Raw genomic sequence first — 23,422 nt, 5'->3', positions numbered from 1 at the left:
GTTAATTGATTAGTTTTCGGAAAACGAAAAACAGATACGGTTCCCCAACAGGGAAATCAGAAAAAATAAGGTTTTTTTCGTAAAATTACAGCGCAGCTGGCTGGCCTTACTTATCCAGAGTTTTTTACGATGACAGTCCAAACCTTACCATTTAAGAATCTTATAGACATAGATAGGAGCTCAGCTATTCCAGTTTTCCGCCAGGTAGCGAATGGGGTCATCGACTTAATCAGAAATGGTAAAATAAGACCAGGTTACCAATTACCGGCAAGTCGCGAAATGGCGACTATAATGAAACTTAATCGAACGACAGTAGTCGCAGCCTATGATGAACTGCGGGTACAAGGCTGGGTAGAAGTTGTTGGTAAAAGAGGAATGTTTATTTCCAGGCAGTTGCCGGTGATTAAACCCAAAGTGTTATACACAGATCATCTGGAGGACACACAGGCTTTTAATCAGACGAGTTTCTACCGGGAGATTGGCTTTAGCCGCCCACCCTCCCTTGATTTAAAACCTTACCAACTACTAATCAACGATGGCTATCCGGACCAGCGCATAGCACCTCTGGAGTCGATCCTTAATCGTTACAAAGCCTTATTGTATAGATCTTCTTTACATGGGATGCTTATGAAAGAGAGCTCCTCCGGAAGCTCGGCATTGAGAAGTGAGCTCGCCGTTTTTTTGTCTGCAACAAGAGCGCTGAATATTGAAAAAGAAAATGTACTAGTTACGCATGGTGCGCAGTTTGCCATTTTCATTGCTGCAAGCATGATATTGAAACTAGGCAGTACAGTGATTGTTGGAGATCTGAATTACATTCTGGCAGATAAGGTGTTCGAACAACTGGGCGCAAACTTGATTAAGGTGAAGGTTGATGAGAATGGTATAGATGTAGATGCAATTGAAACGATCTGCAACACCTCTCCACCAGATCTATTATACATTATTCCTCATCATCACCATCCAACTACAGTAACACTCAGCGCAGAAAGAAGACTTAAGCTGTTAGACTTGATCCGGCGTTATAAATTTCCCGTCATCGAAGATGATTACGATTACGACTTCCATTACGAAAACAGTCCGATCTTACCATTAGCAAGCGCCGACCACAAGGGCTATGTGCTTTACATCGGTTCAATATCAAAAACATTGGCACCAACTATCAGAATAGGCTATATGGTAGGTAATGCCGATTTTATATCGCAGGCATCGAAGTTTAAACAACTGGTAGAGATCCGTGGTGATGTAGTGTTTGAAGAATCCGTAGCCCATCTGTTCAATACAGGAGAAATGCAGAGGCATATCCGGAGGTCTGTAAAATTATACCATCAAAGGCGAAATCAGTTTTGCAATTTACTCAAGGCTTCCATGGGTGATATATCACATTTTACGACTCCGCAAGGCGGGATGGCTGTATGGGTTACCTTCGATAAGGACTATTCAATTCCCGACCTGGCAAAGCGCCTGGCTTCAAAAGGTATTTATATGAATGATGGTAGCCTTTATAAATATTCTGATAGTGTCAATGGCATGAGGCTTGGCTTTGCTTCGCTTAATGACGAAGAGATGTTGAAGTTCGCCCGGGCGCTGGGAGAAGTGAAATAGTGGCGGGTTATCAGACCCGCCAAAAAATTATGATATATTAGACTAGTACTTAGAATGAGAAATTGGCTTTTGAGTCTTCACCCAATCCTCGAAGTTAATAGCACCTTTGTAGTAATTTTCTAGTGGGACTAGAAGATCTTTTGGAATATCCAGATACATGTATTTATTCTCATCGTTAAAGACCATCACTTTACTGTCACCTGTTGTGTCCAAATATCTTTGTACAAACTGTGTCATTGAACCACGTTCTGGGCCGGCAATCTCAACAGTACCATTTTTTGGCTCTTCCAAAGCAAACTTTGACAGGTAATTCACAACATCTTCTGCTGCTATAGGCTGATAGTCAACAGTAGAGACCTTAACTTCGTTCTCGTTACCCTGAACAGCAATAATTGTGGTAACGTGCTCGTGAAATTGGGTAGAGCGAACAATGGTATAAGGAATACCTGAGCCTTTAATATTATCCTCTTGTTCTTTCTTTGCCTTTAGGTAACCGATATATTGAGCGCGATCTGTTCCCACGATTGACAAGACCAAATGATGTTTTATTCCAGCTTCTTTTTCATAAGCTCTTAAATTCTTGCCTGCTGAACGAAAAAAGTTCAAAGCGGTTTCATCATCAGGTGATGAAGAATTTGAGAGATCGATCACCACGTCGGTACCTTTCAGCGCTTCTTCCAGACCTTCGCCCGAAACAATATTAACACCGTGAGAGGGTGCACCAATGATAACTTCGTGACCTTCCCTACTTAATTTGGCGCTGACATCTTTACCTATCAGCCCGGTTCCTCCAATTACTAAAATCTTCATACGTAAAATTAATTTAAATATTATTCCTTTTGGTGGAACAAAGTAAGCAGTTTAGAGGATGGCTTTCATCATCCAACATTCACAAGGGTGGCAGTCCAGGGTAGTCGCGTTGCGATTTGTTCTGTAATAGTTACTTATCAGCAAAAGAATATTCAATTCCGAAAAGTTTACAATACTCTTCAATCGGCTGCAAGTCCATTTCCTTCCGTCGTAAATTTAAATTTTTTTCGTCCTCTATTGGAGCTAAGAAATATGAATTTGTTTTTGGATCAACAAAGACCTGAGAGCCATATAATTGTTTTCTACCGTTACTTATTGCAACCCTGTCTTCTAATAAAGCTAAGTTTGCCAAGATTGCGTTGCCTTTCATTGCTGCTGAACGCATAAGGGGTAAATATTTTTCTTGAACTTCTGCATTCGAATGCTGTATTACGAGAAAAATAGCTAACCCACCTTTGTTTCCCACTTCGTAAGGGCCAGGCCAACCAATGCTGTCGATAATCGGACGTACCTTAAGAAGGTTAAGAGAATCAAGCTCGTGCATCTTTTGGTAATACTCTTTCGTCTTTGGTGAACCTGCTCCAAATTCTTTTGTTACGCTGTCAAGATTGCTCCGGTAATTTTGATCCATTTCTAGTATTGAATCCAATAATGCAGATAACCTGTTTTTATTCAGCTCATTTACTCTGACATGTTCTGCCAACAATCCCCACTCTCTTTTTTTTCTTAAAGATTTAAAATCTGGATCCGATAGGATGTGTGTGTAATTTGAATATTTTCCATCCATTATTGCTTTAGACAAGTTTCGAATAGCTCTGTCACTGTTATTGTTCAAAGCCTGGCAGCAGGCGGAATTGTAGTAATCTGCAACACGAATAAATCTATCACCGAGATTAAATGCTCTATCATATTCTGCTGCGGCATCTTTGTAACACTTTATTTTATAAAGATTCGAAGCGTTTTTTATTATACTCAAATATTCTTTCATTTTCGGGATTTCTTGTCCCATTGATGTCAGAGCGGTAAGCAAAAGTATAATGACCGTTATAAATTTACACATAGCAAATGTTTATATTTTACCGAAATCTCTCCAATATCGATTCGTCCCGAATCATGTTCGCCAGACGTAAGTTTACCTTTTCACTCTTTCAAAATTAGCTCCTTCGCCTTCTCCAGCAATTCATCCCGACCGGCCTTAATTCCGGCTAATGTTGGCTTCACCCGCATATCAATTTTCACCCCAACTCTCTGCGTTTCTGTTCCGTCAGGATAATAAACACCTATGCCAGAGATCATTGTTTCCAATCCACCAGGTAGTTTAATAGCGGATACATTTCCATCTGCCCCTGCTGTGGTACTACCGATCACAGTGACATTCGGAGAGCTTTGAAAGGCCATGGTAGTGTATTCCGCCTGACTCTGAGTTCGTTCGTCAACTAGAACTACCACTTTTCCATTGAAGCCGGCGCGTTCTCCCCCATTGTCGAGTGGTTTAGAAACCTGAAAGTTGCCTGGATGTTCAAAACCGGTGCTGGTAAACATTACAAAGGGACGTGGCTCAGGCTTAATAAACTTCCCGAAAGTAAAGGGCATAAAGTCAGACGGATAGCAACGCATATCTACAATAATACCTTTTGCCCTGCCAAACAGCTTCTTAATTTCGGGCAATTGCTCATTTTTGTACTGTCCGGGAAATATGTAACCAATGTTGTCCGCAAGCATATAAAAAGAAGGTTTTTCCGGATGAGGAACATTGTCAATTCTGGTACTGAAGGCCTTAGAATTCAAACCTTGCACAGTAACTTCCAGTTTTCGCCCATCCCGAAGGACTTCCAGTTTAAAGTCGGCAATGTCTGCTCTAAGCAGCGTGTTAGTGAGATCGCGAAGCTGAGTGGAATAATTGGACGCTGGGGTAAATGGCAGATTTGTCTTTACTATTTCATTTACGCGTTTGCCATTAATTTTTGTGATCACGTCTCCTATCCGTAATTTCCGTTTAAGACCAAGGGTGTCTTTATAGAAAGCGACAATGGCAAGTTTATCCTCAACAAATTTAAGCTGAACCGGCACCCTGTACTTTCCGCGTAATTCTCCTAAAAATTTATTACCCCAGATGTTGGCATGAGTATCGTGGATGCGGGCGATGAGCTCCAGGCAGGTAACCGTGTAGCTTTTCTGATCCATTGCACCTATAAATTTGGGTACGAACTCTGAAAGCACCATGTGCCAGTCTTCACCGATGAGATGCTTATAAGGGAAATAATACTGAATCATATTCCAATACCTGAATAAAGAAAGCAGGCGAAAACCCGCATCAGGGGTCGTCATTTCCCGGTAGCTGTTTTCGTTTTTAAAGATGGGGTTGCCAACATATTTGGTGAAGTTTATATAATAGTGGTCTTCCCCGCGTGCAGCAAGCTTCACCTGTTTCAGAATGTCGCTCAGCTCTTGTCCTAATTCGCTTTGATCTTCTGTCCAGGAAAGATCAGCTTTAAGCTTTAGACTTGAATCTTGTTTTATGCTAGCAGCTGCTTTTAATGGTCCCAGGGTCTTTATATAATTGAGAAGGTATTGATTGCGTTCCGCTTTGTTTTTACTGTTAACCACGGCAGGTATCATCCTGAAAAGTTCATAATCCCAATTAAGGTTTCCGGTACCTACTTCGGGGTGATAGTATTTCAGGAATCCCCAAACCTTTCCCAAAACAACCAGGTCTGCAATCGTTTTTAAATTCTTTTGGATAGTGACGCCCGAACCTTTGTCATAAACATGATCTAGCTCTGCCTTGTATTGCTTTCGGGGTTTCATTGGCACTTCCGATAGATCTTTCCCATCAACTGTAAGTTTGAAATTATCCGCCCATACTTTACCGGAACCAGTATGAAGGGCTGCGATATATATCATTTCAGCTTCCGGACTAAGCGGGAGCTTGATCTGGTATTGCATCCATCCTATGGTTCCATGGATATTTCGCGACTGCATATTGTCAAACTGCAATGGCTTTCCTTTGCCGTCTATCCGCAACATTAATCCAGCTTTTCCTTCCTGAACATTTTCGAGTTTCAGGTAGCCGGTGAGCACCACTTCTTTGCCTTCAAAATCTACGGGAATAGCCAAAGCCGGACAGCCAAAACTCCCCTCTACATGCGCCCCCTGTGGCTCAATTACAACGGAGTACTTTCCGCTAACCTTGTGTACAGAATCAGAACTAACGGTATATCCCTCTCCCCAGGTAAACCATTTGTCAGGAAAATTACTCTTGTTCAATTGTTCCAGGTCCAGGTTAAAATGACTGATAGCTCTTTCACCTTGAGCGTGACAAGCTGATATAGCAAAGGCCAGAAATGCAGATAGCACTGAGGGAAGTTTCATGCTTAATAAGGTTATATTGAGAGTAAATATATAAACCTTTTTCTTCCTATCGAGTTGTTGAAGGCCTGCTAAAGTAAATTCAAAAAAAAAGACCGAACGTAGGGTTCAGTCTTCTTATATTCCGATTAACACTTCTAATCCTTCACGACGGTCCTTTTTTCAACAATCCTGTCTCTGCCTCTACCTCCTAGTAAGGCAAAAAGAAGGACGATCAAAAGTACTGCTCCGATTAAATACATCCATGGAAAGGAACCTCCACCAGAACCATCATTGACATTTAAATCTACGTTTGCGTCTACAGCCTTTTCTTGTGCAAATGCCATCACATTTATAAAGGCTAACATTAACGCCATATTCAACTTTTTCATAAGATATGTATTTCTTTTAACCTTGCAGAAACCTTGCCAATGTGAATTTACTACTCTCAGGACGAGAAATTTAAGGGCGAAGCTGTACTTCCTACTATACAAAACCCAAGAAAACATGTTTATTTTCCGTTAACACGTTCAGCGAATTTTATTGGCAATCGTCAGCATCCACCTGTGTCATGATCGACAATTTCCATATGTTAATACCTGAGCTATGGGCAATTTCTTTAATCGTGTCAAAACTATCGATCAACATTAACTGTATATTAAGGTCACGTTTAACAGCTGCGTAAAAATAGCTTTAACCTAAGATTAAGAAAGGATTTTGGAAGCAACTGGGAATCACCCGTACCAAACGCATCCAAACGCGTACCTGGTTCGGCAAAACAATAATGCAAAACGGGTGATTTATGTAATTTATTAAAGTTAACTATTAGTTATTCCCAAGGTTTGGCAGATCTTCCCTGGTATGGCTGAGGAGTGAGAGGCTGACAACTTTAACAATTTAATAATACCCCTTATAACTTTTATTTTCAGCAAAAACCCAACCTTTACAGACGAATACAACGATTAGCCCAACTTGAGTTAATACAAAGGTTATTCGGGGATGAAATCACTATCACATTTAAGCGACAAGGAACTTCTGTCTGTATTTCAGTCAGGTAATCATCATGCCTATGAAATCATTTACAACCGGTATTGGAAACTATTGTACCGGCATGAAAATGCGATGCTCCTTCGGATCATTTTCCTGTTCTGGCAACTTTAAAATTGATCATCACAAATAACAGATGGAGCTTCTTCATCTGTTATTATTTTTTTAATTATGAAAAATAAGCTCTTAATCTGGTTTTTCTTTTTCGCGGCACTTCGGGGTCTGGCGCAAGACAGGGCGGCCGAAATACGTAAAACACTGTTTGATAAAAACACCAGCAAGGTACTGGTTACCGCTCATCGTGGCGATTGGCGGTATGCTCCTGAGAACTCGCTTGCAGCGATTGAAAATGCTATAAAAATGGGCGTTGATATAGTGGAACTGGATGTACAAAAAACCAAAGACGGCAAGCTCATCCTCATGCATGATTATACGCTGGACCGTACTACCACTGGCAAGGGAAAGATCAGCGACTGGCCCCTTGACTCGATCAGGACGCTGCAGTTAAAAAATGGCGCTAACATTAAAACGAAGCACAGGGTTCCTACTCTGGAAGAAGCGCTTATCCTCTCCAAAGGAAAGATCATGATCAATCTCGACAAAGCCTATGGTTTTTTTGACCAGGTGTACGAATTGCTGGAAAAAACAGGTACCAGTCATCAGGTGATTATGAAAGGTTCAGCACCAGCGGCAAAAGTTAAGCAGGAGTTCGGTAAATACCTCGGAAAGATCATTTATATGCCGATTGTGAATCTGGATAAAAATGGTGCCATGGAAATGGTGAACGATCATTTAAAAGAACTGAATCCAGTGGCATTTGAGCTTCTTTTTGTTTCAGACTCTAATCCGCTTCCCCGGCAATTAGCGGCATCTCTAAGAGGAAAAAGCCTTATCTGGTATAACACGCTTTGGGATACCATGGCTGGTGGACACGATGATGATATGTCTCTTGAGAATCCTGATAAAGGTTACGGCTACCTGATTGAAACCCTTGGCTCAAGAATCATTCAGACGGACAGGCCTCAATACCTAATCGATTATCTTACAAGTAAAGAGCGACGGTAGGAAGTATTTCTGTGTAACAGTTAGTTGAGCAAAATCTCCTAAACGACTTTCTTACCGGCAGCATCTCCCGTTCTAAACCTCTTGATAAGGCTGTAGAGCGCATAGACGAGCTGCACGATAGCCTATAACTAAAGGCAGGCGCTGAATTAGGCGCCTGCCTTTCTTAAGTAAAACGGGAAAATCGGGTTCTGTTTTTATTTTTTCAGTTTCGACAAGTTCAGCTTAAGATTTAGCTCAAAGTTACCGTTGGTGTAACCAGCAAGGTCTGCTGTACCTGATGTGTACATACCGTTGATCCTGATGGCCGGACTTGCCTTTACGCCCATCCCTACTGAAAGGTTCTGAGTGGTATGGTACATCATCAGCACGTTCACCTGCTCCCGGGCAAGGGTAATATTCGTTCCGACATCTATGATATTGTCCAGTCCCCGGATATCCCGGTACCGAACTGTTGGTTCCAGCCCCAAACCATCTACCGCATTCGGGAAGTTGAGCTTGTAGCTCAGGGAAGCAAAGTACCCGGAGCGGTCTACCAGCTCGCTGCCCTGTGCTTCTTCCTGCTTGAAGAAAGACTTGAGGTTAGGAAGGGCAAACTGAGCCGTTAACCTGCTGCCTACATAGGCTGCTCCAAAGTCGCCATCGATAAAGGTTTCCCTTTGCTGAAAGCGGCTTACCGACATATCATTCTGATCTCCGTCCATCTGATCATTCATGATCCGTTCGTACATCATTCCCAGGGATACCCCGAAGCTAAGACGCTGGCCTTCGCTGTTTAATGGAAGATGATAAGCGTAGCTGGCTGCTAACCTGGTATTTTTGATCAGACCGGCCTCATCGTTGTAAAGGTTCAACCCTACCCCTGCTTTCTTTCCCGAACCATATACGGCCGTGATCGACTGCGTTTTGGGTGCCCCTGGTAATACGCTCCACTGCTGGCGCGCTGCCAGATCCAGCTGTACGCCTTCTTCCACTCCTGCCATTGCAGGATTAAGAATATAGGGGTTCTGGTAGTAAGTGGCGCCCAGCGGGTTTAGCTGTGCCTGGGCTTCATCGGCAGTTAAGCCGGCTAACAGAAGCAGAGAGAGGCTCCCTGCTTTGCTGATTAGCTTTTGTATGGTGTTTAAAGTTTTCATTCTTGTTGTATTTGCTTATTAATGCCCAGATCCTAATCTCTAACTATGGTAATAAATCCTTTAATCCTCTCTTTACCCGGACCAAAGTCTACTACGTAATAGTAGGTATCTTCCGCCAGTGGTGAGCCCTGGAAGGTTCCGTTGAACTCGTTGCTGTAATTGTTCTTGCTATACAGCAATCTGCCTGCTCTGTCAAAGATCTTCACCACGTTGTTCGGATACATATCGATGTTTCTGATCACGAAGTTGTCGTTCACGTCATCACCGTTTGGTGTGATGATGTTGGTGCCGTCTACTACTTTAAAGTCAGCCAGTACTTCGATCGTGATGCTTTGGGTACTTACGCAGCCGTTTGCATTGGTAACGGTTAAAGTATAAGTAGTTGTTTCAGATGGACGAACATTCAGAGTAGCCTCGTTCCTGGCTACGCTGATAATGCCATTGGCATCGGCCCAGCTGTAAATTAAGCCGTTGTTTGCTACCGATACATCTGCTTTCAGTACCGCTATCTCTCCTTTGGATAGTGTAGTGCCTTTGTCGGAACTGATGGCAATCACCGGAAGCTGATTTATCGTCAGCGTGAAGCTTTGAGTTTTCAAGTCTACTCCTCCGTTGGCCGTTCCTCCGTTGTCCTGGATCAGCACAGTTAACACTGCTGTACCGCTGGCATTTGGTGCCAGTCTGTAGCGCAGTTGTGCTGCTCTGTTGTGGTCTGCCTGCGTTACCGTTAAGCTTTCAAACAGACTGTTATTGCTGGAGCTTACTGATACTATAGTAGTTTGATTAGCATCCGGTCCGGGGGTAATGTTGCTTAACTCCACGGTTTGCTGTGCTTCAGTGTAGCAGATCGCCGAGTTAGCCAGGGCATCGATAGTCGGTGCTTCGTTAACATTGCTGATAGCAATCGTGAACTCTTTGTCTAAATGAAGCTGGCTGTTTTGAGCTATCGAACGTACCCTTACCTGATAGCTTGGTTTGTTCTCATAGTTCAGTCCTGCTTTCGTTCTGATCTCGTTACTTTCGCTTGCAATCTCAAACAGACCGTTATCTGTATCTCCTGTCCCTGCTACAAGTTCATATTTGAAGGTAGTCGTCGGATCATCAGAAGTAGAGCTTAGTGTTCCAGCCAGCGTTCCGGATGCTGCATTTTCATACACCGTAGCTGCTACCAGCGTAATGCTGGTTGGGAAGCCTGGTTTTACGGTCAGCACCCCATCCACATGGGTGATCTCGTAGTTGCCTGCTGTTGCCCCGCTTACCACAATCGGATATGGTCCCGCTGCCGACATAGCGTCAGCTGTCGTAGAGAAGCCCGGCTGGGTGTTTAACACTGCCGCTGTTTCATTATTTACAAAGCCGCTGAAGGCTGCTGTAAAGGATGGCAACGGCAAGCCCTGGAACTTCTCTTTGTTTTCGGCGGTGATCGTCAATGGAGCCTTGGTGATCGCGCCGGTGGTGCTGAACGTATTCAGGCTATAGTTATCCTTCGCTGATCCTTTCAAGGCCAGGCCAGTGATGTGGATACCCTTAGCTGTTCCCACATTCTTACTATCGTAAGCTGCTGCAGCGTAATCCACTGCAACATCGTCGCTACCTACTTTACCATCTGCGGTAGTAAAGGTATTGAAGTTGATAACAGCGTTAGTAGTACCGTCATAAACCTTAGTTACAGGACTTGCACTTGCAGTGATGACTTTAGCCGTAATATTTGCTGTAGTTGTACCTACACCGGTTAAGACATAGTTAGCTGCAGCGCTTCCGCTCAACGTCATGCCTGTTGCAGTTACCGTTTTTCCAGTGCCTGCATTAGCATTCGCAAATGTGGCGGTTCCACCGGTCAGGCTTAGTTTATTTTCGTCGCCTGCTACTGCTGTCACGGTTCTTGTTAAGATCGTAGCTGCGTCTGTCCCATCGTAAACTTTATTATCCGCCGTAAAGCTTCCCGCAATCTCTTTCACAGTAATGTTGGCAGTAGTGGTGCTTACACTCTTTAAGGTATAGTTACCTGCTGCTGCACCGTTTAATGTCATCCCTGTTGCTGTTACCGTTTTTCCTGTACCCGCATGAACATTGTCAAAGCTTGCTGTTCCACCATTGAGACTTAGTTTGTTTTCGTCGCCTGCTACAGGTGTTACTGTTCTGGTTAGGATGGTTGCTGCTGCTGTAGCATCGTACACTTTGTTATCTGCTGTAAAGCTTCCCACTACTTCTTTAGCCGTGATGCTGGCGGTAGTCGTATTGACGCTCTTTAAAGTGTAGTTTGTTGCCGCATCGCCGCTTAAGCTCATGCCTGTGGCGGTTACGGTTCTAGCAGTACCAGCATTTGCATTATCGAAACTTGCTGTTCCGCCCGTCAGACTCAGTTTGTTTTCGTCTCCTGCTACCGGGATTAGTGTTCTGGTTAAGATAGTAGCCGCCGCCGTACCATCGTATACCTTGTTGGCTGCCGTAAAGCTTCCGGTGATCTCCAATGCCGTGATATCAGCAGTCGTAGCATTTACACTCTTCAAAGTGTAGTTCGCAGCTGCATCTCCGCTCAGGCTCATGCCTGTTGCCGTTACCGTTTTGCCGGTTCCTGCATGGGCATTATTGAAGGTTGCCGTTCCAGCCGTCAGCTCCAGTTTACCCTCGTCTGTACTTAGCGGCGTAACTGTTCTTGTCAGGATGGTAGCTGCGTCAGTACCATCGTACACTTTATTCTCTGCCGTGAAGCTTCCGGTGATTTCTTTTGCAGTGATGTCGGCAGTCGTATTAGTTACTTCTTTCAAGGAATAGTTTGCTGCTGCTTCGCCGCTTAAGCTCATGCCTTGGGCAGTTACTTTTTTACCTGTTCCTGCACTGGCATTATCGAAAACTGCAGTTCCGCCTGTCAAGCTTAACTTGTCTTTATCCGCATCTAAGGGCGTGACTTTCCTGGTCAGAATAGTTGCATCAGCAGTACCATCATATACTTTGTTGTCTGCTGTAAAGCTTCCTGCAATTTCAAGAACAGTGATGTCGGCAGTCGTTGTATTCACACCGGTTAAGGTATAGTTCCCTGCCGCTACGCCGCTCAGGCTCATACCTGTTGCAGTTACTGCCTTAGCAGTACTCACACTGGCGTCATCAAAGGTCGCTGTTCCACCTGTCAGTTCCAGTTTACCTGCATCTGCTGGCAGAGGCGTCACCGATCTGTCGGTGATGGTAGCTTCCTTCGTTCCGTCGTATACTTTGTTCTTTGCCTTAAAGCTTCCGGCAATCTCAAGGGCAGTGATGTCGGCAGTAGTTGTATTGACACCGGTTAAGCTATAGTTCCCGGCTGCCTCTCCGCTCAGGCTCATACCTGTTGCTGTTACTGTCTTAGCAGTACTAACATTGGCATTATCGAAACTTGCAGTACCGCCTGTCAGTTCCAGTTTACCTGCATCTGCTGCTAAAGGTGTTACCGATCTGTCGGTGATAGTAGCTCCATTTGTTCCGTCGTATACTTTGTTTTTTGCCTTAAAGCTTCCTGCAATTTCAAGAGCAGTGATGTCAGCAGTAGTAGTGTTTACACCGGTTAAAGTATAGTTACCCGCTGCCTCGCCGCTCAGGCTCATACCTGTTGCTGTTACTGTCTTAGCAGTACTAACATTGGCATTATCGAAACTTGCAGTACCGCCTGTCAGTTCCAGTTTACCTGCATCTGCTGCTAAAGGTGTTACCGATCTGTCGGTGATAGTAGCTCCATTTGTTCCGTCGTATACTTTGTTTTTTGCCTTAAAGCTTCCTGCAATTTCAAGAGCAGTGATATCAGCAGTAGTTGTATTTACACCGGTTAAGGTATAGTTACCCGCCGCTTCTCCGCTCAGGCTCATGCCTGTAGCTGTTACTGTTTTAGCAGTTTCCGCATTGGCGTCAGCAAAGGTCGCTGTTCCTCCTGCCAGTTCCAGTTTACCTGCATCTGCTGCTAAAGGCGTCACTGACCTGTCGGTGATTGTCGCATCTTTCGTTCCGTCGTATACTTTGTTTTTTGCTTTAAAGCTTCCCGCGATTTCTTTCTTCTTGACCTCAAGCGTTTGTTCCACCTCATCAGCGGCACTATACGCTTCACTACCTGTCTGTTTAGCTATGATCTTAGCTGAACCGGCCCCTATTATGTTCACCGTTTTCCCTGAAACCGTTGCGACGTCTTTATTGTCGGAGATATATTCCACCTCCAGCCCGGAAGTAGATGTAGCTGAAAGGTCGAAACTTCCATCACCATAAGTAACAGCGGTTAAAGGATTGAAAGTTATCACCTGTCCTGATTTTGGCGTACCACTTTTCACTGCGCTTGCCACACTCTCATTTCCAGCCTTATCGTAGGCTTTTATGGTATAATAATAGGTTGTTCCATTATTTAGACTAAGGTGCTCATGGCTCAGTTCCAGGGCTGTTTTGTCAGCAAGTTCATTAAGTGAATTAGAAGCTGTTCCCCAATAGACTTTATAGCCTGCCAGGTCGCCTTCTGAATTAGCATCCCAGTTTAGTTTGATCGCTTTATCTTTTGTTGTCAATACAAAATTAGCAGGTGTTAAAGGCGCGGTTTTATCAATAATAAACTTAACCGTCGTGCTGTTTCCAGCAGCGTCAGTTACAACCAGACTATGGGGACCTTCAGTACTCAATGTACTTCCACTGGTAAAAGTCTCCGTTCCCAGTTGGCCCTTTCCTTCATTAAAACTGATCGCTCTGTCTGAAGTGTAAACTTCTCCTTCCGCTACACCCGTAATCACAGGTGCCGTATTATCTATTGTATATTTTTCATTTGCATCTGTCGGAGTGAAGCTGCTCAACACATTTCCGGCAATATCCTTTATGCCGCTTACTGAAGAGATAGAAAGGCTTACCTCTCCATCAAGAGAAGCCAGGTTTCCCCCCGATACCGGAAGGTCAAAAACTGTCCCCTCTGTAATTTCCTGAAGCGCACCTACTGATGCCGTAGTTCCGCTTACACTAAAATGTTCAGTCTTAACGCCGCTCAACTTCTCGGAAAACGTTACCCTGAAGGTTAATTCATCTGCATTGGTTTTTTCAGAAGAAGGTGTTTGACGTTTGATGCTTGTTACCTTTGGTGCTACTGCATCAATATAGAATGTATTGGTATTGCTTTCCGGGCTGGTATTGCCTGCCTCATCAGAAGCTGTTGCCTTCACGGTATTTGCTCCGTCAAGATAGGCCCCCAGTGGTGTAATGGTCCAGTTTCCACTACCGTCAGCAGTTTTTGTCGGAGTCCGTAAAACGTCGTTTACATAAATCTTTACTATTGAACCCGGTTCAGCTGTCCCTGTAAAGGTCGGATCATTATCATTCGTGTAGGTACCATCAGCAAGGGCAACGACTACCGGTGCAGCGGGAGCTTTTGTATCAAAAGTAAGAGAAGGCAAAAGTCCTGCGGTACCAGGGTTTCCCACAGCATCTGTATAGGCTGCCTCAGCTACGGTAATGCTTGCTGTTCCGTTATCGATATTAGCATCTGGTGTGAAGGTAGCTGTACGCGTTACTCCTGATCCGGACATTGCACCTAATATACCTCCCGAAACACTTACGTCAGTGTCCGTGAATGTCATTCCCGGGTCTTCGTCAAATGTAAAGGTGATTACTGCAGTTTCATCAGTTTTCAGTTTCGACTTATCGCTCTTGATAACCAGGGCTGGGGCAACATGGTCTACTGTATATTCCTCGCCTTTAGTAAAGCTCTCAGAAACGTTTGGCGTAACCCCGCTTGTTCCTACGAAATCAAGACGAAGTGTTCCTGCTCCTTTTACTGAAGTAACGGGAACCGTCCATACTTTTCCGGAACCGTCCGGTGTCCCTACGCTACCATCGGCAGTTCCAGTTTTTGTTAGTTCAAAGTCGCCAGCATCCACTCCCGTAACATCTGCAGCAAATGTAACGGTATACTCTACCGTTGTGGCATTTGTTGGGTTGATAGATGACTTGCGAGCAATGGAGGAAACAGCTGTGGAACTTAAAGGAGTCCCAACCTTTATGTTATTCAAGGCGATATATGAATCTACACCGTCCTTCTTATAAATGCGAACTTCATCGACGTTCTTAAACACAGCCGGCAGTGTAAGCGAGAGCTCCGAAGATGCCTGCGACAGGCCAACATAGTGGCTGGTTTTATTTCCGTTAAAGTCTAAAGAACCCTTCGGCTCTCCTCCCTCAAATGCTTCAATTTTAAACACGTCGCCTTCCCGGCTTCCCCAATCGTGGAAATCTACAGACTCCAGAGAAAAATTGTCGCCATTGTTCGACTTGATGCTCCAGCCATAAAAGCTGGCCATATCAGAACCGCCGTAGACGATAATTGGAGGATAGCTCTCCCAGTTCAGCTGCGTATTATCATGGAGCTTCAATTGCTTTTCAGTAAGAGTCACGCCGGAGCTATTAACTGGCCTTACCTGAAGGTTCAAGTCTTTAATAACCATAGAACCGCCATCTCCATCATTTGCTATATGGTCGGTAAAACCATCGGAATTTGAAAATTTAAGCGTTGGGGAGGCTGCAAGAGCAACTTCACCATTAGTAACATTACCTGACAGTACCTCTAATTTTTCATCATTTTCCCCTGCTGATTCCCAGCCACCGCTTGTAATGCTGCTGTAAGTAAAGCTTGGTGGTATCAGACTGGTAGGATTTGTATTGTAATAGAGAATTTCCTCATCGCCTGCAATACCTATCTCCCATCGATTTTCAACCTGATTAAACTTCAGTTCATAATATCCCCCGTCGAAGCCTGGGCCGCCAACATATATGTGTCGCCCGTCAGCCATCTCCCAGCTATAGAATGTAACAGGGTCTTGCTCATAGCTGTCTTTAAAACTAATAGCGCTAGCAGCAAGAGGCGTTATTTGTGAGCCGACCGCTGAATTCGGGCTCGTGCCACCCGCATTTACTGCTCTAATCCGATAATAATAGGTAGTACCCTCCGCTAAACCCGTTACGGTAAGGGAAGTACCCAGCGTTACTTCTTTATTTGTATAACCTGAAAGCAAAGCGCCTGGGGCGAAATCGTTGGAAGTCGCGATATCCAGCCTGAAAGAAGTTGCACCGTTGCTGCCCCAGTGTAGGGTAAAGCCGCCTGGATTTACTTCGTTTGTAGCATATAAATTTGGCGCGGCAGGTATAGTAATTTGAGACCCAGTGGTGGAATTGGTGCTGGTACCACTCGTATTAACGGCTCTTACTTTATAATAATAAGTCGTACCCGGATTTAAACCGCTTAGAACCTCCGAAGTACTGATAATAGTTTTATCATAATATCCAGAAACATGGGATTTAAAGTCGCTGTAAACAGAAACATCCAGTTTATAAGAATCAGCACCAGAAACAGCAGCCCAATTTATGGTTAAACTATTGTCAGTTACGGAAGTTGCTGCGCTTAAAGTTGGAGCAGAGGGGATAGCGAGATCCGTAACAAAGCTCTTAATATCTCCGGTTGTAGTACCCGCGGTATTCACTGCTTTTACGCGATAATAATAGGTAGTACCGCCAATTAGACCTGTAATAGCAGCAGAAACATTAGTACTGCCCGCACCTGCCGCAATTTTATCAGGACTTGCATTTACAGAAGCAGCACCCGAAAGATCTGCGTTTGTACCGTATTCAAACGTTATAGTCGTTTCAGCGCCCCCGTCACTTACGGCACCTGGTAAGGTAGCAGTAGTGGAGGTTTTGGTGGCGACTGCTGTAGTGGTTGCAATTGGAGCAGTAATAGCTACTCTTATATTATTAATCTCTAAATCCTCCAGATAAAGGAAAGGCATGTCGCCATCATTGAAGGTAATTTTTATAAAGGAAAGAGACTCATATGCAGAACCAGAACCTATTAAAGTAACATAGTCATTAGGAGCAACGGCGTAAGGCAGCTCACCGCTTAATTCCCCTCCCTTAGAAGTTGTAAAAGAATACGTAGCAAGAGGTAATGGCTCCCAATTACTAGTACCATCTGCTATTTTTAGTGACTTCAGGTCAAAAGTATACCCAGGTATTGAAATAGTAGCAACCAAACTTGCTCCATTAACCCCTGAGTTACTGATAGCATATTCAACTGAAGAACCTAAATCAAACCCTCCGCCATATACTTCACCTTCTTTGGATCCAGTGATTTTCAAGGTTAATGGATGAGTTTTCCCTGGCTCTGTCCAAGTCCAGTTTTCTCCAGAGCCAGCATTTGTTCCCTCGTTAAAAGTATAAACAGTAGTACCCGCCAAATGCGTCCTTTGAGTATTCAATAGAGAATTGTCACCAGCACCGCCATCATTAACGGCCCGAAGGCGGAAATAATAGAAAGTACCTGGAGTAAGACCAGTGAGTTCCTCAGTTAAACCGGTAATTGATTTAGAGCTATATCCTGAAATAAAAGTTGAAAAATCTTTAGAAGTCGAAACATCCAGTTGATAGGAAGCGGCATTCTTTACAGGAGTCCAGTTAAGTTTAAAACTATTTGATGTAACCAAAGATGGGCTAGGCCTGTCGGGCTTGCCGGGAGGTGTTACTGCTGGTGCAATTGGCTTTCGTGTTACCTCTGCCGATTTAGCACTTTCATTGCCTGCGTTATCAACAGCTGTAATTTTATAGTAATAAGTAGTGTTATTCGTTAACCCCGTGTGGCTATAAGTTACAGTTGGCTTTGTAATGGTTGCTAATAAAGTAGTCGGGTTAGTGGAGGTTCCGCTATACAGCCGGTACTCCTTCAAATCGCTTTCCGTATTTGCAGTCCAGCTTAAATCATTCCTGGCATTGCCTGCCGTTACTGAAAGACCGGAAGGAATAGCAGGATCATAAAAATCCAGGTTATTTTTAAGAACATAAAGCTTATCATCATAACCACTTGTCATTACCACATCTGCCTTACCATCTGCATCAACGTCGCCTATAGCAACACTTGCCACATCTCCAAATTGGCTGTCTCCTGTTGTAGTAGCAGCTTTAATCTCTTTTATGGCAAATGAAATGGTGCTGCCGCTGGTATTATTTCTTAATGCAAGTGCAGAATAGTTATAATTCGATGCAATTGCAAGATCAGGCTTTCCATCACCATCCAGATCTCCCTGAGCCAGCATGCCGGCACCGGTAGGGAGCGAGATTGCTGCCTGAGGCTCAAAATTTAAACCTATTGAACTTGTATTCTTGAAGATTTGTATTTGCTTTGACAAACCTGAACCGTCTTCTTCGAAACCAATGGCAATATCTGTTTTACCATCGGTATTGAAATCGGCAACAGCAATATTACGGGGATATAGTATATCTATTGCTTGTGAACTGCTGGAAAAAGAAAAGGAACCAGGTGTAGAATTATTTTTTATTAATAAAATGCGCCTGGAAGGGTCATTTCTTAGTACAGCCATATCAATTTTACCGTCATTATCAAAATCAGCCACCGCAACGTTTGTACAACTCCCGGTTGAATAGGTTTCTTTGGCAGCAAAACTGGTTACGCCGCCTGATGATGTGTTTTTGAAAATGGAAACAGAATTATCCCAGGGCGTTGTCACCACAATATCTATCTTCCCATCTCCATCAAGATCTGCCACTCTCGCTACTTCCGGAATGGTACCAAGATTTAAATTTAATTGAGCTTTGAAAGAAATCGTTGCACCGCTGGTATTGTTCTCGAATACACTTACCGAACCGCCACTATTATTAGCAAGAACGAAATCCATTTTCCCATCGCCATTAAAGTCGGCATAGGCTGCTGAAGTTGGGTTATCCCCGCTCGAAAACGTATTTGCTGCCGAAAAACTTATTGCAGAACTGGTGTTATTTGTAAATGCATTCAAATAACCGCCTACGCCATTAGCTCCGGTTGCATTTGCGGAAGCAATGTCTGGTTTTCCATCTCCATTTAAATCTATAATAGCAACCTCGCTTCCATTAACAAAACCGTAAGAGGTTGCCGGAAAACTGTTTCCGCTGGCCATTACGAAAGTTGGATTGAAAGGCTTTGTAGATTGTGCCACCAAGGAAGAAGCAGTGTTAAGCACTGTAATGGGCTGATAGGAAGCTCCGCCCGGCACCGTAACAGTTAGAGAGGTAGCCGTTGCAAATGTTACTGTTGCTTTTGTGGCCCCAAAATAAACAATGTTATTGGCGGCGGTAGTGTTAAAATTAGTACCGGTAATGGAGACCGTTGTTCCGACAGGGCCAGAAGCAGGCGAAAAAAAGGTTATAGTTGGGGCAGCGGGGGCAGTTTCTGTACCTATCAGGATGGACGTACCTATGGCCGTAGTCGGTGAACCAGATGTATTGCTGCCGCCGTAATTCGCTCTATTTGATAGTCTTGCTAGCCATGCTGCTCGGTCAACCTTTGTAGTTGGCCCAGTATATGTATAAAAGTCTCCTTTATTTGCATCATGGATCATAGAGACACTATTCCCAACTGCTAGCGAGCTCGGAAGAACAGACTGATAAAGAGTATTATCTGAAATAGACGTATCCCAATATGAAGGAGCAGGAGCCGATAAAGTATTATTAAAACCGGTAATGAATACCGGAGAGACACTGCTCCCTTGATAGAAAAACAATTGTTCCCCACTTATAACGAATGGGAGACTGGCGCTCCAATCTGCTAAGGTGGCACTATAGCCACCAACTACCACAACCTCACTAGATTTATTTTGATTAGTGGTTTGATTTGTTAATGTAACACTTCCTTTAACTGAGGTATTACCACTGCCAGTGATTTTGACTTTAAATACGGTTCCAGCAGGCACCTTAGCTACAGGTACCCACTTAAATGTTCCTTCACCTGCTGTAGCGGTCGAAGAGGTGGGAATCACAAACTTCGATCCTGTCCAACCTCTATCAGTGAAATAAATTTCAGACCCTGCAGGAATTTCGGCAAGCGTAACAAACCGAAATTCTTTATTTATGAGGTCTATTTCTGTAAAAAAGAGATCACCTTGATTGAGAGTAACCGCAGGGGCTGCAGTTACAGTTACCTGATTACCCGCCGTAGAATTATCACTCGTACCTCCGGAATTAACGGCTCTTACTCTATAATAATAAGTAGTACCCGCTGATAAACCTGTTACTGCCTGAGAGGTGGTAGATCCGCCTGTGATTTCTTTATTTTCGAAACCGGCAACTAATGAAGCGGTGGCAAATGTACTGGAAGTTGATACATCTAGCCTATAAGAACTTGCACCAGTAACGGCTCCCCAATTTACGGTAAAGCCGGTTGCGCTAATAGAAGTGGCAGCGCTTAGGGTTGGTGCTGCTGGGGAAGTAACAGGCGGCCCAAAAGTAAGATCATCAAAAAGATCAAAGAAACCCGAAGAGGAGGTAAACACCAGTTTATCTACATTATCAAAAACAGAATTAGTTAGGGATACTATACCGTTTGTGTTTTGCGCTGGAAGTCCGGTGGTTTGAGTGCCCGTAGAGGTGCCGTTTCTAAATCCTTCCAAAGAGGTATAAACCGTTCCGTAATTATGCGCCCAAAATGACTGGAAATCAAGCTCGCTGCCATCGACCGTTTCTATAGTAACAGTTTCAGTAGCATACGTGTAAGCTCCTGCAAACAAGGCTGCTGACCCCCCAGCCCCACTATTATTATCTTCGAACCAATTCGCCGCCGAATAGGTGATTTTGATATTACCTTCCTGATATATCTTCGACCCGTAAGTCACATTTTCACCAAAGTTTTTATTATTGAAGTTAATAACGGTCGTTTGAGCTTTACTACTATAGCTCAATGCAAAAACATTAAGAACTAGCAGTGCTAGAATTAGAGCAAAGCTCTGTTTCCGGGCTTTGCTAGTACCGGTTGTTGCCTTATTTGAAACAGAGGAAGAATTACACCATTTCTTTCTGATTAAATAATTGTATAAATATGACATAAAGAACTATTTACGATTGAATACTATGTTGTGATAAGAAACTAAATCCCGAAAAGAACTATACGCTCCGGGAACCCAATCCGGCACGGGAAGTGCCTTCGAAAAAATTGCTTTTAAGTAAAAGTTTACCATACAGATTTATTACTCATCAAAAAATACCATCCCAGGGTAGAATAAAAATTCCACTATTTGGGTTAAACTATATTTAATAAAAGAGGATCTCCACCCTCTAAACTCATCATTATTAGAAGCAAGGCCGCTCCTGAATTACCATCGTCCTACGAAAAAGAATAATAGATGTTACAACATTCTTATATATTCACTTTCCCAGACTTTAGGAATTATGCATACAAAAGTACAGGACAGGCTATTAAAAGGGGGATTTCCTGGTGCCCGGTTGTTCCGATTTCCGAATTCGGAACAATTTTTCCCTGGCGTAAATTAATTTTAGCCCGGTAGAAATGATTAAAGATCAGGGCCCAGGCATCAGGCCGGCACATAATCCGATTGATGGCAACGAAACATCCAAATCTATCCAGAAAACTTCGACTTACAGTTAATCTCTTTCACTATCTGGTCCAGCTCTTCGCCACAATCTTCCAGCATCGAAATCAAAAGGCCCAACTCCTTCGGATCGGAGGCTTTAAGAAGCTGGATCAAGCCAAGCATATTAGCTACAGGTTTGCGGACAAGGTGCGAGTTCATGTTGGCTATATCCATCAGTCGCTCATTGTGCCTCACTACCTCCTTCTCTATCATCTTCAGCGCCGTAATATCCTGCATACTACCTACCATACGTACGGCCCTTCCCTCAGCATCGCGAATGACGAAACCCCGGTCCTTAATATAGGCATAGGTCCCTTTTTTTAGGTTAAAAAAGCGGTACTCTTCCTCCCAGTTCGTCAGATGGCTGCTCCGAATTATTTTGTAAATAGACGCGATCGTCCGTTCCTGATCCTGGGGGTGGATCTTTGATTCCCAAAAGGTTCCGCGTGTTTCTTTTTCATATCCAAAATCCTCCAAGAAAGAATTGCTCCAGGAAATGGTATCCGATATCAGGTCCCAGTCCCATATTGCGTCGTTGGTAGCTTTTCCGGCCAGCACGTAACGCTCGGTGACCCGTTCGAGAGCCCGGTAATTCTCTTCCAGGGCCTTATTCTGCTGTTCCAATTGCTCCTCATAGGCGGCAATGCGGCTCACGTCGTCAAACACCCAGAGTATTCCGCGGAAGTCCCCGGAGCGGACTCGGCGACAATGCACTTTTAATACCATCGCAGGATCAGGAAAATACCAGTGCCAGTTCTCCCTGCCCCCACCCTGGAACACCGAGAGCATTTCATCCTCAATTTCCAGCGCGTTGCTGGCTCTGCTCCTTAGGGCGGCCATTGCTTGTCTTACCGCAAGCAAAGAGGGATTTTTCTCATTTATTCCGAGTAACCGACGTGCATGTCCGTTCAACCAGCAATAATGCTCGTTCTCCGCAATAAAAACGATATTCTGTGAGATGCTCTCCAGAATCCCTTTAAATCTCACCCGTATTTTTTCAAGCTGCCTTTCCTTCTGCCAGTTCTCAAAAAGTGCAGAGATACGGATACGGAGTACGCTAAGGAAGTCAGAAAATCCGGTGCCTAAATCGGGTTGAGTAGCGTAAGCCAGCAACAGAAAAGCATGAAGTCCATTTCCCTCCACTGGCAATAGTATAGCAGTCTCCTGCCGGATGCTCAACTTTGTCCGCAGTATGTTCAGTTGTTCTTCCGTCAATACCGATACCGTATCCTGGTTAAAAAAAGGCCTGAAAAAAACAGCGTTCTCCATTTGCTTTTGCCCCCTGGTATTGAGAACGCTTACCTTCAGATTATCGATCTTTTCCACCCACCATACTTCATCAGCCAAAGAAAAAACTTTAGCAGGATAAAGAAAGGCCACACTCTCCATCTGAAAGGGCACAGTAGTGCGGATCTTCTCATTGAGCAGAAGCAGCTCTACCCCATTTTTATACCAGTCGGTCTTCATTTGGCTCAGGAGTTCATGAAGACCGTGACTTCTTTAATAGTGGAATCGGGAGCGCTGATATGCGGAAAATGTCCTTCTGCGTCTACTATCCGGAAGCTGCTACCCTTTATCCTGCTGTTCAGATAATATGCTACCTCTTCCGGAACGGCATAAAAAACAGGATGTGTCGTCCCAACTCCGATATTATCATATAGCACCATGTCATTTCTCTGCCCGAAAGGCATTTTTACCGCATCCCAGGCAGTCTGGTCATTGCCGAAACCGTGCCCAAAAACAAAGGTTGAACCAAGCCCTGATTTCCCCTCCACTTGTACATTATTCCTTATATTTATCGTTCTGCTCATTGTGAATTTGAAAAATAATGCAGCAAGTACTATGATACTTTACTGTTTGAGAGCGCTAAAGCAGATCATCGATGAACGTGTGTCCTTCATTGAGGAACGAGGCAAATATTATAAAAAAAAACTACTGTCCCGGCTACGCTAATAATCAAAACGTTCCATTTTCGGAAAACTGAACGCAATATCTTTCGCTTCCGGTTTTTCGTCACGG

11 protein-coding genes are annotated in these 23,422 nt (G+C 43.9%); 3 read left to right on the top strand and 8 right to left on the bottom strand.

The features are described 5' to 3' along the window. Positions 1-129: 129 nt before the first annotated feature. Complete coding sequence (locus J3P37_RS15200) at positions 130-1,605, top strand: aminotransferase-like domain-containing protein (RefSeq protein ID WP_256012201.1); 1,476 nt, start codon at positions 130-132, stop codon at positions 1,603-1,605. 42 nt (positions 1,606-1,647) lie between these two features. Here the strand turns inward: J3P37_RS15200 and J3P37_RS15195 are convergent, their stop codons facing one another. The 4 genes from J3P37_RS15195 to J3P37_RS15180 all read right to left on the bottom strand — a co-directional run bounded on the left by J3P37_RS15195 (position 1,648) and on the right by J3P37_RS15180 (position 6,155). After that, positions 1,648-2,415: an SDR family oxidoreductase gene (locus tag J3P37_RS15195; RefSeq protein ID WP_256012200.1), complete on the bottom strand. Its 768-nt coding sequence runs from the start codon at positions 2,413-2,415 to the stop codon at positions 1,648-1,650. Between the two features lie 130 nt (positions 2,416-2,545). Next, positions 2,546-3,424, bottom strand: a complete 879-nt coding sequence (locus tag J3P37_RS15190) for a DUF6624 domain-containing protein (RefSeq protein ID WP_256012199.1) — start codon at positions 3,422-3,424, stop codon at positions 2,546-2,548. A gap of 131 nt (positions 3,425-3,555) precedes the next feature. Then, positions 3,556-5,787 carry a S41 family peptidase gene (locus J3P37_RS15185; protein WP_256012198.1) on the bottom strand — a complete coding sequence of 744 codons (2,232 nt, stop codon included), beginning with the start codon at positions 5,785-5,787 and terminating at the stop codon, positions 3,556-3,558. Between the two features lie 134 nt (positions 5,788-5,921). Further along, positions 5,922-6,155 carry a hypothetical protein gene (locus J3P37_RS15180; RefSeq protein ID WP_256012197.1) on the bottom strand — a complete coding sequence of 78 codons (234 nt, stop codon included), beginning with the start codon at positions 6,153-6,155 and terminating at the stop codon, positions 5,922-5,924. A 607-nt stretch (positions 6,156-6,762) separates the two neighbouring features. On the opposite strand from J3P37_RS15180, the gene J3P37_RS15175 reads away from it, so the two are divergent. After that, positions 6,763-6,924: a hypothetical protein gene (locus J3P37_RS15175; protein ID WP_256012196.1), complete on the top strand. Its 162-nt coding sequence runs from the start codon at positions 6,763-6,765 to the stop codon at positions 6,922-6,924. 57 nt (positions 6,925-6,981) lie between these two features. Next, entirely contained in the window at positions 6,982-7,875 is an 894-nt protein-coding gene (locus J3P37_RS15170) for a glycerophosphodiester phosphodiesterase family protein (protein ID WP_256012195.1), read from the top strand. A 194-nt stretch (positions 7,876-8,069) separates the two neighbouring features. Here J3P37_RS15170 and J3P37_RS15165 read toward each other — a convergent pair whose 3' ends face one another. The 4 genes from J3P37_RS15165 to J3P37_RS15150 form a co-directional block, all read right to left on the bottom strand. Then, positions 8,070-9,008: a PorP/SprF family type IX secretion system membrane protein gene (locus J3P37_RS15165; RefSeq protein WP_256012194.1), complete on the bottom strand. Its 939-nt coding sequence runs from the start codon at positions 9,006-9,008 to the stop codon at positions 8,070-8,072. A gap of 32 nt (positions 9,009-9,040) precedes the next feature. Beyond that, on the bottom strand, positions 9,041-20,857 hold the full coding sequence (locus J3P37_RS15160; RefSeq protein ID WP_256012193.1) for a YDG domain-containing protein: 11,817 nt from the start codon (positions 20,855-20,857) through the stop codon (positions 9,041-9,043). 531 nt (positions 20,858-21,388) lie between these two features. Then, positions 21,389-22,870, bottom strand: a complete 1,482-nt coding sequence (locus tag J3P37_RS15155; RefSeq protein ID WP_256012192.1) for a PAS domain-containing protein — start codon at positions 22,868-22,870, stop codon at positions 21,389-21,391. Between the two features lie 5 nt (positions 22,871-22,875). Further along, positions 22,876-23,214 (bottom strand): alpha/beta fold hydrolase, encoded by a 339-nt coding sequence (locus tag J3P37_RS15150; RefSeq protein ID WP_256012191.1) that lies wholly within the window; start codon positions 23,212-23,214, stop codon positions 22,876-22,878. Between the last annotated feature and the right edge of the window lie 208 nt (positions 23,215-23,422).

The sequence above is a fragment of the Desertivirga xinjiangensis genome (assembly GCF_024436435.1).
Classification (GTDB): Bacteria; Bacteroidota; Bacteroidia; order Sphingobacteriales; family Sphingobacteriaceae; genus Desertivirga; species Desertivirga xinjiangensis.
This window is presented reverse-complemented; position numbering and strand designations above follow the sequence as displayed.